We start from the raw sequence: 13805 nt of genomic DNA, 5'->3' as shown, positions 1-13805 counted from the left end.
CGGGTGGCAACCGCCTTTCAAACACGCTTACTTGTTCGTGCTGACCGCTTCTTCGGCAGCGTTGCCTACCTTGGTAGCAGCGTTGCCGACATTGCTCGCCGCTTCGGCAATGGCGTTGTCCTTGGCGCTTTCAGAGGAATTCTGGCTGAACAGGTAGATGCCAGCAATCACGACGACCAGCAGGATGACGGCCATGATGATCCCGGTGCTGCTGCTGGAGCGCGGCGATTCGCGAATGATCGTCGTGTGAGTCGGCTGAGCTTCGCCGGTCTGGCGGGTTTCGTAAATCTCGTCTGCCATCTGTTCGACTCCCTGCGTGGTGATGAGGGGCCAAACGCGCCGTTCTTGTCGTGGGTTCCCGATCGTGGATTTCACAGCAGCGATAGCTGCCCATCAAGCGAAGGGCGGCGGAACTGCGAACAATCCAACGCTACATAGGGACCGGTCATTCCTAGCCGCTGCGTCGCGACCCTAAAGCGGCGACGCAGCAAATCCGCCCACACACCTTCCGGCTTCATCCGCGTAACAAAATCCGGATCGTTGTCTCGTCCGCCCCGGATCGAGCGAATCGTCGCCATCACCTTTCCGGCGCGATCCGGAAAGTGGGTCGCCAGCCATTCGCGAAACAGGGGCGCCACTTCATGGGGCAAACGCACCACGATCCACGTGGCCGAACTGACGCCGCGTTGCGCTGCCTCCTCCAGAATTGCTTCCATGAAACTGTCGGTGATTGCCGGGATCACCGGGGCCACCGACACGTGCGCGGGCACGCCATGCTCGATCAGTCGCCCCAGCGCCGCCATCCGCTTCGCCGGAGAGGATGCGCGCGGCTCCAGCTTTTGCGACAGCACGGGATCAAGGCTGGTGATCGAAATGCCGACATGGACGAGATTACGGCGCGCCAGCGGTTCCAGCAGATCGAGATCGCGCAGTACCCTGTCCGACTTGGTCGTGATGGTGACCGGATGGCCACATTCCAGGCACAGTTCCAGCACTTGCCGGGTGATGCGGTACTGCGCTTCGATGGGCTGATAAGGATCGGTGTTGGTCCCCATCGCAATCGGGGCAGGCCTGTACCCGCTTTTCGCCAGAGTCTCCCGCAGCAGCTTCGCCGCCATGGGCTTGGCGAACAGACGGGTTTCGAAATCAAGGCCCGGTGAGAGATCGTGGTAGGCGTGCGTTGGCCGTGCGAAGCAATATATGCAGCCGTGCTCGCAGCCGCGATACGCGTTCACCGACCGGTCGAACGGTACATCGGGAGACTTGTTGAACGACAGGATAGAGCGCGGATGTTCCTCAGTGACGGTGGTGGCCGGATGGCTAACCGGACCGTCGACTTCTTCCGACCAGTCTCGCCAGTCGCCGTCCATTTCCCGCGTGGGAAGATTGAAACGCGCGCTGGTTGCGCCGCTGACCGCTCCTCGTCCCTTGATCGCATCCATGCCATAAGGTTGAACAAATAGAGAACAAATGTCAATGCGGCATAAAAAAAGCCCGCCGACCGCGATGGTCGACGGGCTTTTTGTTCAAACGAAAGTCGCCCGGTTCAGATCAGGCCCAGGTGGCCATTTCCTGCTCGAGGTTCTCGACGATTGCTTCGAAGAACTGCTCGGTGGTCATCCACGACTGGTCCGGGCCGATCAGCAGCGCGAGGTCCTTGGTCATCTTGCCGCTCTCGACGGTTTCGATGCAGATCCGTTCCACCGTCTCGGCGAACTTGACCACGTCCGGCGTGTTGTCGAACTTGCCGCGATAGGCGAGGCCACGGGTCCACGCGAAGATCGAGGCAATCGGGTTGGTCGAGGTCGACTTGCCCTGCTGGTGCTGGCGATAGTGACGCGTGACCGTGCCGTGCGCGGCTTCGGCTTCCACCGTCTTGCCATCGGGCGAGAGGAGAACCGACGTCATCAGGCCGAGCGATCCGAAGCCCTGCGCCACGGTGTCCGACTGCACGTCGCCGTCGTAGTTCTTGCAGGCCCAGACGAACTTGCCCGACCACTTGAGCGCGGAGGCAACCATGTCGTCGATCAGGCGGTGCTCGTAAGAAATGCCGGCCGCCTTGAACTTTTCAGCAAAGCCTTCCTTGTCGAACACTTCCTGGAACAGGTCCTTGAAGCGGCCGTCGTACGCCTTGAGGATGGTGTTCTTGGTCGACAGGTAGACCGGCCAGCCAAGGTTGAGACCGTAGTTGAACGAGGCGCGCGCAAAATCGCGGATCGATTCGTCCAGGTTGTACATCGCCATGGCGACGCCGGGGGCCGGGAAGTCGAACACGTCGAGGTCGATCTTTTCACCGTTTTCGCCGTCCCAGACGAGGCGCAGCTTGCCGGCGCCGGGGATCAGGGTGTCGGTGGCCTTGTACTGGTCACCAAAGGCGTGACGGCCAACCACGATCGGGTCTGTCCAGCCCGGAACCAGACGAGGGACGTTAGAGATCACGATGGGTTCGCGGAATACCACGCCGCCAAGGATGTTGCGGATCGTGCCGTTGGGCGACTTCCACATCTTCTTGAGGCTGAATTCCTCGACGCGGGCTTCGTCGGGCGTAATTGTCGCGCACTTGACGGCGACGCCGTACTGCTTGGTTGCGTTGGCAGCATCAATGGTGATCTGGTCCCCCGTCTCGTCACGCTTCTCGACCGAGAGATCGTAGTACTTCAGATCGACATCGAGGTAGGGGAGGATCAGACGTTCACGGATCCACTGCCAGATGATGCGGGTCATTTCATCGCCGTCCATCTCGACGATGGGATTAGCAACCTTGATCTTTGCCATTCTAAAGGGACTCCCCTGGGGTGAGAATTGCCCGCGTCTCTAGGCAGGCAGCACACGCATGGCAAGGCCGACGCTGGTGGGGTACCTCACTATCGGCGCCGAACCTGACCAACGACGCGGAGTGAAGATCAGGTGAAACCGGAAAAATTGACTATAAAGCAGAAAACCCGCCGATTTCGCGGCGGGTTTTCTGGAATGGTGGGCGTAGCAAGGATTGAACTTGCGACCCCTACGATGTCAACATAGTGCTCTACCACTGAGCTATACGCCCATTCCATTGAGCGCTCCGTCCGGGTGTCCCCGTGGGAGGACTGGCCCTCTAGCGGCGGTTTTTTACCGTGGCAAGGGGCTTGATCAAGTTTTTTGGGATCAGAGCGAGACTTGCTCGGCAAGGCCGAAAATGCGCTGCACTTCCATGACGATGTCGCGCAGGTGGAACGGCTTGGAGAGGACTTTCGCCTGTGGGGCTTCGCGGCTGGCGCGCAGGGTGACGGCGGCGAAACCGGTGATGAACATCACTTTGGTCATCGGCGAAATTTCAGCACACTTCTGGGCGAGTTCAATGCCGTCCATTTCCGGCATGACGATGTCCGACAGCAGAAGGTCGAAATCGTCTTCGCGCAACAGGGGAAGGGCGGCAGTTCCGCGATCGACCGCGACGACGCTGTAGCCCGCGTTCTGGAGCGCCCGGGTTAGGTACGTGCGCATTGCGTCGTCGTCTTCGGCAAGAAGAATGCGGATCATCGCGATAGTTTCCAGTTTCTTAGGCGTTCGCTGGGGGGCAACGCACTGCGTCGGCTTATGTCCGTCATATAACCCGCTACCCGTTAAAATTCTCGTGCCGATTTCGAGGTGACCGGGATCGGGACGCTTTGACACGGGTGCGTAAAACGCACAGCGTCCGTGCATGACTGGACCTATGGACGAGAATGATTCGCAGCCCATACGGGGCGGCCGCATTCCCGGACTGCCCGGTGCCGCCGCCTTCACGTTGGACGCGCCGACAGCGTCCGAAATTCCCGTGATCATCGCGGTTCCTCACGCCGGACGCAGCTATCCGCCCGGCCTGCTACGCGATTTCCGCCATGCAGGGCCGATCGTCCTGCGGCTGGAGGATCGGCTGGCCGACATGCTGGGGCAGGGGGTGGCTGCCAATACCGGAGCTAGCCTGCTGATCGCCCATGCCCCGCGTGCGCTGGTCGATCTTAACCGGTCGGTCGAGGATATCGACTGGGAGATGTTCACGCGGGACGCTCGTCCCGAAGGCGGGCTGCCGCTTGCCAGCCGCCGCGCCCGAAGCGGGCTGGGGCTGGTTCCGCGCCGTTTGCCGTCATTCGGGGAGCTGTGGAAGCGCAAGCTCGATGCGCATGACCTGTCCGACCGCGTCGATGGCATTCATGCTCCTTACCACGCCGCCCTTGGTCAGGCGTTGACCGAGATGCGGGCGCGGTGGGGGGCGGCGCTGCTGATCGACCTTCATTCGATGCCGCCGCTGGCGCCGCCCCACGGCGTACCCGGTGCGCAAGTGGTGATCGGCGATCGGTTTGGGGCGTCGTGTCATTCCAGCATCATCGCCGATACGCTTTCGCACTTCGCGCAATGCGATCGCGAAGCCGCTCACAATCGGCCCTATGCGGGTGGATATGTGCTGGAGCGGCACGCGGATGTGCGGAACAACATTCACGCCATGCAGATCGAGATCGACCGTAGCCGCTATCTTGATGGTGCGATGGTCGAGCCGGGGGAGACCATCGGGGCGGTGATAGAGGACCTGTCCGGGCTGGTGCGAAGGCTGGGTGCCGTGGTTGCAGAATTAAGCGGTGGGTCAGGCGACCGGGATACGGCGCTGGCTGCCGAATAAACGGGCGGAGCTATGCCAATGCGGGGCTCAACCGCTACGTTCGTCAGCGGCCAATAAAAAACCACCCCGCGCGATGCGCGAGGTGGCCAAGGTTCAGGGAGGAGGTGCACGATGTGCACCAACCCGAACGGGCCATGAGGGTAGCGCCGGCCGGGCACCACCTACATACGCACCACTTTTCAGAGATTCAAGAGATTCGTCATGCAGGGCAAAAAGAAAATGTCCAGTGCCCTGTTTTGACCATAAGCGGAATCGGGCGGGACTGTGATAAAAGTGTCATAACCCCGCCCTTGTAGTGGTGAATCAGGCGTTCACGTCGTTTGCTGCGCCGTCTGCCGGTGCGGCGTCGCTGGTCACGGAAAGGTTGGGCACCTTGCCCTGCGTCGCCTGACGATTGAAGATGTCACGCACCAGCTCCAGCGAGAAGAGGTGGGCATAGATCAGCGCCAGCATGCCGTTCTGGTTCCAGGTGCGCAGAACGTCGCCGCGCACTTCGCGCAGCTTGGTTTCGTCAACCATCTGGAAGCCGCGATAATTGAACGGCTGCTCGTTGCCGATATCAATGTTCAGTTCGCCGTCCATGAGCAGCTTGTGCTTGGCGAGTTCGGCCATGAACTGAGCTGTCTTGGTGCCAGCAATCTCGAAATTCTCGCAGAACTTGAGCATGTTGACGGTGGTTTCGGTCGGCTGGCCGTCTTCGCCGAACAGCAGTTCGCCTTCGTCCTGCTCGCCCACCAGATCGCTCGTCGGATCGACGCAAAGCGACAACTCGTCCGCATCGGGACGCAGCTTGGCGAGCATGAAGGGATAGCGGCGCGCATAGGCAGGCACGTAGATCGGCGTGTTTACCGAACCGTCATCGTCCACGAACACGTTCACGCCGTCGTTCATGCCCATCAGCACGAGCGGGATCGGGTCCGGCCCGGCGGTGAAGATGATCGGGAAGTTGCGCTGCGCCTGCGGAAATTCTTCCACGGTCAGCGGCACCGAGTTGATGCCGGCCAGCCAGGTGGCCTTGTCCGTGGCGCGTGTCTTCCAGCTCAGATGCTGCTGCGAATTGAGCGGGATGAGGTCCTTGTAGAACAAGGGCAGGGCTGGATTCTGAGGCGCGCTGGCCATTGCATTCTCTCCGCAAGGATGGGGCAGTAATTTCGAAGGCGCTCGCTTTAGTGATTACCCCGCAACCGCGCAAGCGTAGCGCCTTTGCCTTCCCGGCGTTTCGTGCGGCGGGTGCGTCAGATCAGCTTGCCGGGGTTCAGCAGGCCCTGCGGATCGAGCGCCTGTTTCACCGCCCGCATCATGGATAGCGCCACCGGATCGCCCAGTCGTGCAAGTTCATCGCGCTTCAACTGGCCGATACCGTGCTCGGCCGAGATCGAGCCGCCCCACTGCGTCACCAGATCGTGTACCCTGCGGCTGATCGCCTTGCCTTCGTTCCGTTGCCATGCCGGGCCATCGGTCACGGCGGGGGCGATGATGTGATAGTGGACGTTGCCGTCGCCCAGATGACCGAACGCGATGGCTTCGGTGCCGGGCCATTCGGCCTCCAGCATCGGCGCGGTGGTCTCCACGAAATCCGGCATCCGCTCCACCGGCACGGATATGTCGTGCTGGACTGCCGGGCCTCGGGCGCGCTCGGCGGCGGGGACGGTTTCGCGGATCAGCCAGAAGGCTTCCGCCTGCGCCTCGCTGGCGGACATCGCAGCATCCTCGACATGGTCCTGCTCGAACGCCTCAGCCATCATGTCCTCGCACCTAGCGCGCAGGCCCGCCGCGCCATCGCGATCCGCCACCACTTCGATAAGGACATGCCAGGCGTGGTCGCCTTCAAGCGGGGGGCGGGCCTGCGGCATATGGTCGCGCACCGCATTGATGCTGGCCTGGGGCATGACTTCGAACGCTTCCAGAGCGTCTCCCATCCGCCCGTCGCAATACAGCAGAAGCGCGCGCGCAGCTGGAAGCGATGGCACTCCGGCCCAGATGACGACCCGTTCCGCGACGGCAGGGATCAACGCCAGGGTGGCAGCGGTTACGATGCCCAGCGTCCCTTCCGATCCGATCAGCAACTGCTTAAGGTCGAACCCGCGATTGTCCTTCTTTAGCGGCGTCAGCGTGGAGAACACCTGCCCGTCCGCCAGCACCGCCTCCAGGCCCAGCACGAGTGCGCGCATGGAGCCGTGGCGCAGCACTTGCGATCCGCCAGCGTTGGTGGAAATCAGCCCGCCGACCGTGGCCGAACCCTTGCCGCCGAGCGTCAGCGGAAAGCGAAGGTCCTGCGCTTCGGCCGCTTCGTGCAAGGTCTGGAGAACGACACCGGCCTCGCAGATCGCGCGGCGGGCGTCAGTGTCGATCGCGCGGATCGCGTTCATCCTGCGCAGGGACAGGAGCAGAGCAGTGCCGCTGCCGTCCGGGGTAGCGCCACCTGACATGCCCGAATTGCCGCCCTGCGGCACGATCGGCACACCATGCTGCGCGCATAACTTGACGAGTGCCGAGAGTTGCTCGACGTCCGCTGGCGATGCGAGGGCACAGGCCCGCCCGGTAAAGCGGCCGCGCCAATCAGTCAGCCACGGTTCCATCAGTTCGGGATCACGGGTCAGCCCACGGGGGCCAAGGAGGGTCGCGGCGGCTTCCAGAAAGGCGGACGGTTCTGTCATGGGAAAGGTATGGCACAGGCCCGTGCCCATTTTAACCACCCGCGTGGCAGAAATGCCTCGTTCGAACAGTCGATAGATGCCAAAGAGTTAAGCGGCCATTCAAGCTCTTGCGATAAGGGAGCCATATCGGCATGTCCGATGTCCGGGAACCCGATCGAGCATGAACTTCGCCTCAGTCCTGCTGTATCCGATCTTCCTGCTGCTGCCGGCAGCGGGTGCTCGCGATCACGATTCGTCTGGCGATGGGGTGCCGAGCAAGGCGTACGCCTGGCCGCAAAATGCGGTTCCCACTCTGATGGCCGACGCGCCGCTGGACGCTATCCTGCTGGAAGATGCCTTCCCGCAGGAAGCCTGGCAGATGCGGATCGAGCAGCGCATGACCATCCGCATCGCTCCCCGCGCAGCTCTGCCGATGCCGCCGGACATGTTCATGGGGATGCCAGGTGGGCCGGGCGTTCCCCAGTTTACCGAGCGCAAGATCGGTAAATGCCTGTCGATCGCAGGGATCGCCAGCGTCCGGCCTGACCGCGCGAACCGCCTGATGCTGTTCATGCGCAATCGCCGACTGGTAACGGCAGAACTCAGTCGTACCTGTCGGGCGCGCGATTTTTATTCTGGGTTTCTACTGGAGCGTAACGAAGACGGCCGCCTTTGCGTGGAGCGGGACACGCTGCTGGCGCGCAACGGAATGACCTGCACGCTCACCCGTATTCGAGAACTGGTTCCGCAGGATCACTGATCGTGTCGCCTGCGATGGGGCAGGGCGTGGATTTCCTTGACTTTGGGGCCATTTGCCGCAAAGGGCGCACTGTCGTGTGGAAGGTATCGCGGCGGGGCCACGGCTCCATGCGATCCGCACCACCCCAGTAATCACGATTTTTCCGGAAAAACCGTACGCCTATGAGCTTTGCCGATCTCGGCCTGTCTGACGAATTGCTCCAAGCGGTCACCGCCGCGGGTTATACCGAGCCGACTGCAATCCAGGCGCAGGCGATTCCTCCCGTGCTGATGATGAAGGACCTCATCGGCATCGCCCAGACGGGCACGGGCAAGACCGCCAGCTTCGTGCTGCCGATGATCGACATTCTGGCCCACGGTCGTCGCCGCGCGCTGATGCCGCGCTCGCTGATCCTTGAACCCACGCGCGAACTCGCTGCACAGGTTGCCGAGAATTTCGAGAAGTACGGCAAGAACCATGACCTTAAGATGGCGCTGCTGATCGGCGGCGTGCAGATGGGCGACCAGGTGAAGGCGCTGGCCAGCGGCGTGGACGTGCTGATCGCGACGCCGGGCCGCTTGATGGACTTGTTCGAACGCGGCAAGATCATGCTCACCGGTTGCGAATTGCTCGTCATCGACGAGGCGGATCGCATGCTGGACATGGGCTTTATCCCGGACATCGAGACGATCTGCTCCAAGCTGCCGACCAACCGGCAGACGATGCTGTTTTCGGCGACGATGCCACCGGTCATCAAGAAGCTGGCCGACCGCTTCCTCACCAACCCGAAGTATATCGAAGTCGCTCGCCCGGCATCGAACAACCTCAACATCGTTCAGCACAAGGTCGCGGTTCCGTCGCGCAAGAAGCGGGAAGCCCTTCGCGAACTGCTGCGGACCGACAACGTGACCACCGCGATCGTCTTCGCCAACCGCAAGACGACCGTGCGTGAACTGGCCAAGAGCCTGAAGAGCCATGGCTTTTCCGCTGGTGAGATCCATGGCGACATGGATCAGGCTTCGCGCAACGCTGAACTGGAACGCTTCAAAGCGGGGGACATCAGCATCCTGTGCGCGTCCGACGTTGCCGCGCGCGGGCTGGACGTCAAGGGCGTGAGCCATGTCTTCAACTTCGATACGCCCTGGCACCCGGACGATTACGTCCACCGCATCGGCCGTACCGGTCGCGGCGGGGCGACTGGCCGCGCGTTTACGTTCGTGGCGCCCGAAGACGCCGAAGCGATCGCGAATGTCGAGAAGCTGACCGGCGGGCCGATTCCGATCTACAATCTTGCGGCGGCGGAAACGCCCGCGCCGCGCGATGAGAAGCCTGCTCGCGACGAAAAGCCCAAGCGCGAATCCCGCGCGCGTCGGGCACCGCCGAAGAATGCGGACAGCGAACCTGTGGCCGAACCGGCAGCGCGGACCGAACCTGCTCCGCGGCCGGAGCGCGCGCCTCGTCGCGACGACCAGGCGGCGCAGGAACCGCAGCGTTCCAGTCGTCGTAACCAGCCAGAGCCGGTCTTTGCCGACGATGGCAGCTGGAACGGTCCGGTTCCTGAGTTCCTGAAAGTATCCGCTCTCGCCTGATCAACTGATCTGCTGGGGATGAGCGTGATGCTTATCCCCGGCGATTGGGATCCAGGGCAGATCGCCCGCGCATCGCCGTTGTGCGAATTGGCGCTGTGCTCTCCGAGAAAGCGGCATCAGTCCCCGGAACCGCCGGATTCTCCATCGCCATGAGTGCAGCGATCCGCTTGTCGGTAGCCGGATGGGTGGAAAACAGGTCCGACACGGAAGACGGCACGATATAGAGTTGCGCCGCTGCCGGGTTCCGCTCGACCGCCGGATTGGGCAAGTGCGCAGCAGGCCCTGCAATCTTCGACAATGCCGACGCCAGGGCGCGCGGGTTGCCGCTGATTTCCGCGCCGGCCTTGTCCGCGCCGAATTCGCGGGTGCGGCTGATCGCCATCTGCACGATCATCGCTGCGAAAGGCGCCATCATCACCGCCGCGATCGCCGCCAGCGGGTTGGGCCTATTCTCCCCATGACCGCCGAAAAACATCCCGAAGTTGGCGATCATCGACACCGCGCCCGCAATCGTCGCGACCATCGTCATGATCAGGGTATCGCGGTTTTTCACGTGACCCAATTCGTGCGCCATCACGCCCGCCACCTCGTCACGCGTCAGCATGTTCAGCAGGCCGGTCGTCGCCGCAACTGCCGCGTTTTCGGGATTGCGCCCGGTGGCGAACGCGTTCGGTGCATCGGTGTCGATCACGTAAACTCGCGGCATCGGCAGACCGGCACGACGCGCCAGTTCGGCCACCAGACCGTAGAGGTCAGGCGCGCTGGCGGCGTCCACTTCACGGGCATTGTGCATTTTGAGTACGATGGAGTCGGCGTTCCAGAAGGTGAACAGGTTCATCCCTGCCGCAACGATCAGGGCGATCATCGCGCCGCCCGCGCCACCGAACAGATAGCCCAGGCCCATGAACAGCGCGGTGAGCGCCGCCAGCAGCATGGCCGTCTTCATTCCGTTCACGTGAGCGTACTCCATCGGTTTTCGGTCACCAGAAATTTAGGCCGTGTCCAGTCGGTTTCAATAGTTTACCCGCATCCATGCAGGCATCAGAAAGAGTGCCGTCATCCACCCGGACAGGAGCTTCAATGACGTATCAGCATATCCTCTATTCGCTTGAGGACGGCGTCGCCCGGATTTCGCTAAACGATCCCAAGACAATGAATGGCGTGACCGAGGCGATGGGCCATGAAATCGTCGCGGCGCTGGATGAAGCTGCCCGCGCCGCCCGCGCCGTACTGATCACGGGTGAGGGGAAGGGCTTCTGTTCCGGGGCCAACCTCGCCGCCGCGCAGGACATGCTGAGCGATCCGATGCGCGATGTGGGCGGGCAGCTCGACCGCGCGTTCAACCCGGTTATCCTGGCGATCAAGAACATGGACCTGCCGGTGATCACCGCGATTCGAGGACCTGCGGCCGGATATGGTGCTGGCTTGGCGGCGGCGGGCGATGTCGTCCTGATGGCGGACGATGCCTATTTCTTCTGCGCGTTCTGCCATGTCGGCCTGGTGCCCGATGGCGGCGCGACGTACCTGCTCGCTCAGGCCGTTGGCCGGGTTCGCGCGACGCAGATGATGCTGTTGGGTGAAAAGGTGCACGCCAAGACCGCGCTCGAATGGGGACTGGCAACCAAGGTCGTGCCGGAAGCCGATCTGGACGCTGAAGCGATGAAGCTCGCCAAGCAGCTTGCGCGCGGCCCGCGTTCGCTCGGCATGATCAAACGCATGGCCTGGAATGCGCTTGATTCCAGCCTCGAAACCGCACTTCAGGCAGAGCGGCAGGCGCAGCGCGACGCTGGCCGCAGCGCGGATTTCCTGGAGGGAGTGAATTCCTTCCTCGAAAAGCGCAAACCTGCCTTTACCGGGAAGTAAGCAACCCTAGCAGCATTTCCCGCCGCCAGCGCCGCTGAACCGCGCGGCCTCGCGGTTGCGGAAGAATTCTACCTTGCTCATCGGCGTGGCGTCGGGATGGTGCCGCGCCATGTGTGCAAGATAGGTATCGTAAGGCGGCTGACCGATCATCAGCCGCGCCATCTCGCGCACGCGGTGGAGCAGCCGGTTCATTCAGCCGGTACCATCTGCGCGGGCATTTCGTTTACTGTCGGCCGATCCTCACGCAAAGCGGCAATGCAAGTGCGGATCGTGAAGCCAAGCAGGCTGATGACGACGGCCAGGAACAGCGCGCACAACCCGGCGTCGACGCGATCGTTGAAGATCACTGCCTGCATTTCGGCCATCGACTTTGCCGGAGCCAGTACCGTTCCAGCCTCTGCCGCATCGGCGAACTTTCGTGCGTGGGCCAGGAAGCCGACCGCCGGATCGCTGGACAGCAGCTTCAGCGTTCCCGCGCTCAGTGTGCAGATCAGCAGCCACACCGTGGGCACTACCGTCACCCAGGCATAGCGCTGCTGCTTCATGCGGAAGAGCACGACGGTCGACAGCATCAGCGCGACAGCAGCCAACATCTGGTTGGAGATGCCGAAGATCGGCCACAGCGTGTTCACGCCGCCCAGCGGATCGGTCACGCCCTGATAGAGGAAGAAGCCCCAACTTGCGACGCACAGCCCGGTTGCGACAAGGCCTGGCACAAGCGACGTGCCGGCACGGAACGATGGGGCGACAAGGCCGATCAGGTCCTGCAGCATAAAGCGTCCGGCGCGCGTGCCGGCGTCCACGGCGGTCAGGATGAACAGCGCTTCGAACAGGATGGCGAAGTGATACCAAAACGCTTTCATCGCTGAACCACCGACGATGTGGCTGAAGATTTCGGCCATCGCCACCGCCAGCGTCGGGGCGCCTCCGGTACGCGAAATGATCGTGTGTTCGCCCACGTCCTTCGCGGTCTGCATCAGCGCGTCGGCGGAGATCGGGAAGCCCATCGCGGTAACGGCAGAGGCAGCGCTTGCCGGATCGGTGCCGAGCACAGCGGCGGGGCTATTCATGGCGAAGTAGATGCCAGGATCGAGGATGGACGCGCCAACCAGCGCCATGATGGCGACGAACGCTTCCATCAGCATCGCACCGTAGCCGATGAAAGGCGCGTCGGTTTCGCTGCCGATCAGCTTGGGCGTGGTGCCGCTGGCGATCAGGGCGTGGAAGCCGGACACCGCGCCGCAGGCGATGGTGATGAACAGGAAGGGGAAGAGACTGCCCGACCATGCGGGGCCGCCGCCATCGACGAACTGGGTCAGCGGCGGCATCCGCAGCGGTGGCGCCATCATCAGGATGCCGATCGCCAATGCCGCGATCGCCCCGATCTTGAGGAAGGTGGAGAGGTAATCACGCGGGGCGAGCAGCAGCCACACCGGCAGCACTGACGCCAGCGCACCATAACCGATGAGGATCCAGCACAGCGCCTGCGGGGTGAAGGTGAAGATCGGTCCCCACACGGGTGACGCCGCGACGTTCTGCCCATAGACGATGGCGAGGATCAGGCCGACGAAACCGAGGATGGACACTTCGCCGACGCGCCCCGGCCTGATCCACCGGGTGTAGACGCCCATCGCCAGCGCCAGCGGGATCGTCGCCGTGACGGTGAACATGCCCCAGGGGCTTTCGGCCAGCGCGCGAACGACGATCAGGGCGAGCACCGCAAGGATGATCACCATGATCAGGAACGCTCCGGCAAGCGCGATCGTCCCGGCTATCGGCCCCATCTCCATGCGGACCAGTTCGCCCAGCGATTTGCCGTCGCGCCGCATCGAGATGAACAGGACCATGAAATCCTGCACCGCACCGGCCAGGACGACGCCGAAGATGATCCACAAAGTGCCCGGCAGATAGCCCATCTGCGCTGCGAGCACTGGCCCGACCAGAGGCCCGGCTCCGGCAATCGCGGCGAAGTGGTGGCCGAACAGCACGCGCTTGTCGGTGGCGACGTAGTCCAGCCCGTCCGCGCGGTAGATAGCCGGGGTCGCGCGGCGACCGTCCAGCCGCATCACATGGCGGGCGATGAACAGGGCGTAATAGCGATAGGCGACAAGGAAGGTGCTGACCGCCGCGATTACGATCCACAGCGCGTTGATCTGCTCACCGCGCGACACCGCCAGCACGCCAAGGCACACCGCGCCGACGATCGCCATGATGATCCATGGTATGTGCTTCAACGCGCGTGCTCCCTTGTTGCCGGCCCTTTCCAGCAATTGCCACGAAGCGACCGGCATTGCCAGACGTGGCCGGTGGCCAAGGCGTTAAGGCGGCAGCTTTTTCCGCTG

Annotated in this window: 13 protein-coding genes and 1 tRNA gene; 4 read left to right on the top strand and 10 right to left on the bottom strand. The window is 62.7% G+C overall.

What is annotated here, in order from left to right; genetic code table 11:
• Nucleotides 1-27: 27 nt before the first annotated feature.
• The 5 genes from ACZ1JM_RS08490 to cpdR form a co-directional block, all read right to left on the bottom strand.
• On the bottom strand, nt 28-300 hold the full coding sequence (locus tag ACZ1JM_RS08490; protein ID WP_465134389.1) for a hypothetical protein: 273 nt from the start codon (nt 298-300) through the stop codon (nt 28-30).
• A gap of 71 nt (nt 301-371) precedes the next feature.
• The gene (locus tag ACZ1JM_RS08485; protein ID WP_465134388.1) at nt 372-1442 is read right to left on the bottom strand and encodes a PA0069 family radical SAM protein; all 1071 of its coding nucleotides are present in this window, start codon (nt 1440-1442) and stop codon (nt 372-374) included.
• Nucleotides 1443-1551: 109 nt separating this feature from the next.
• On the bottom strand, nt 1552-2775 hold the full coding sequence (locus ACZ1JM_RS08480; RefSeq protein WP_465134387.1) for an NADP-dependent isocitrate dehydrogenase: 1224 nt from the start codon (nt 2773-2775) through the stop codon (nt 1552-1554).
• Nucleotides 2776-2971: 196 nt separating this feature from the next.
• Nucleotides 2972-3046, bottom strand: a tRNA-Val gene (locus tag ACZ1JM_RS08475).
• Between the two features lie 98 nt (nt 3047-3144).
• Nucleotides 3145-3519: a cell cycle two-component system response regulator CpdR gene (gene cpdR, locus ACZ1JM_RS08470; RefSeq protein WP_465134386.1), complete on the bottom strand. Its 375-nt coding sequence runs from the start codon at nt 3517-3519 to the stop codon at nt 3145-3147.
• Nucleotides 3520-3682: 163 nt separating this feature from the next.
• Between cpdR and ACZ1JM_RS08465 the strand changes: the two genes are divergently transcribed.
• On the top strand, nt 3683-4636 hold the full coding sequence (locus ACZ1JM_RS08465) for an N-formylglutamate amidohydrolase (RefSeq protein ID WP_465134385.1): 954 nt from the start codon (nt 3683-3685) through the stop codon (nt 4634-4636).
• A 303-nt stretch (nt 4637-4939) separates the two neighbouring features.
• Here the strand turns inward: ACZ1JM_RS08465 and ACZ1JM_RS08460 are convergent, their stop codons facing one another.
• Complete coding sequence (locus ACZ1JM_RS08460) at nt 4940-5755, bottom strand: SapC family protein (RefSeq protein WP_465134384.1); 816 nt, start codon at nt 5753-5755, stop codon at nt 4940-4942.
• Nucleotides 5756-5871: 116 nt separating this feature from the next.
• Nucleotides 5872-7293, bottom strand: a complete 1422-nt coding sequence (locus tag ACZ1JM_RS08455; protein ID WP_465134383.1) for an FAD-binding oxidoreductase — start codon at nt 7291-7293, stop codon at nt 5872-5874.
• 160 nt (nt 7294-7453) lie between these two features.
• Between ACZ1JM_RS08455 and ACZ1JM_RS08450 the strand changes: the two genes are divergently transcribed.
• Together ACZ1JM_RS08450 and ACZ1JM_RS08445 are read left to right on the top strand one after the other, a co-directional pair.
• Nucleotides 7454-8032, top strand: a complete 579-nt coding sequence (locus ACZ1JM_RS08450) for a hypothetical protein (protein WP_465134382.1) — start codon at nt 7454-7456, stop codon at nt 8030-8032.
• A gap of 161 nt (nt 8033-8193) precedes the next feature.
• Entirely contained in the window at nt 8194-9600 is a 1407-nt protein-coding gene (locus ACZ1JM_RS08445; RefSeq protein WP_465134381.1) for a DEAD/DEAH box helicase, read from the top strand.
• A gap of 31 nt (nt 9601-9631) precedes the next feature.
• Here ACZ1JM_RS08445 and htpX read toward each other — a convergent pair whose 3' ends face one another.
• The gene (gene htpX / locus ACZ1JM_RS08440; RefSeq protein WP_465134380.1) at nt 9632-10570 is read right to left on the bottom strand and encodes a zinc metalloprotease HtpX; all 939 of its coding nucleotides are present in this window, start codon (nt 10568-10570) and stop codon (nt 9632-9634) included.
• Nucleotides 10571-10680: 110 nt separating this feature from the next.
• On the opposite strand from htpX, the gene ACZ1JM_RS08435 reads away from it, so the two are divergent.
• On the top strand, nt 10681-11463 hold the full coding sequence (locus ACZ1JM_RS08435; protein ID WP_465134379.1) for an enoyl-CoA hydratase-related protein: 783 nt from the start codon (nt 10681-10683) through the stop codon (nt 11461-11463).
• A gap of 6 nt (nt 11464-11469) precedes the next feature.
• On the opposite strand, the gene ACZ1JM_RS08430 is transcribed toward ACZ1JM_RS08435, so the two are convergent.
• Both ACZ1JM_RS08430 and ACZ1JM_RS08425 read right to left on the bottom strand, forming a co-directional pair.
• Nucleotides 11470-11655, bottom strand: coding sequence for a YbdD/YjiX family protein (locus ACZ1JM_RS08430; protein WP_465134378.1), 186 nt, complete (start codon nt 11653-11655; stop codon nt 11470-11472).
• Nucleotides 11652-13673 (bottom strand): carbon starvation CstA family protein, encoded by a 2022-nt coding sequence (locus ACZ1JM_RS08425; RefSeq protein ID WP_465135019.1) that lies wholly within the window; start codon nt 13671-13673, stop codon nt 11652-11654. The genes ACZ1JM_RS08430 and ACZ1JM_RS08425 overlap by 4 nt, the downstream gene beginning before the upstream one ends.
• Nucleotides 13674-13805 lie beyond the last annotated feature (132 nt).

Source organism: Novosphingobium sp. BL-S-24 (assembly GCF_055521575.1).
This window is presented reverse-complemented; position numbering and strand designations above follow the sequence as displayed.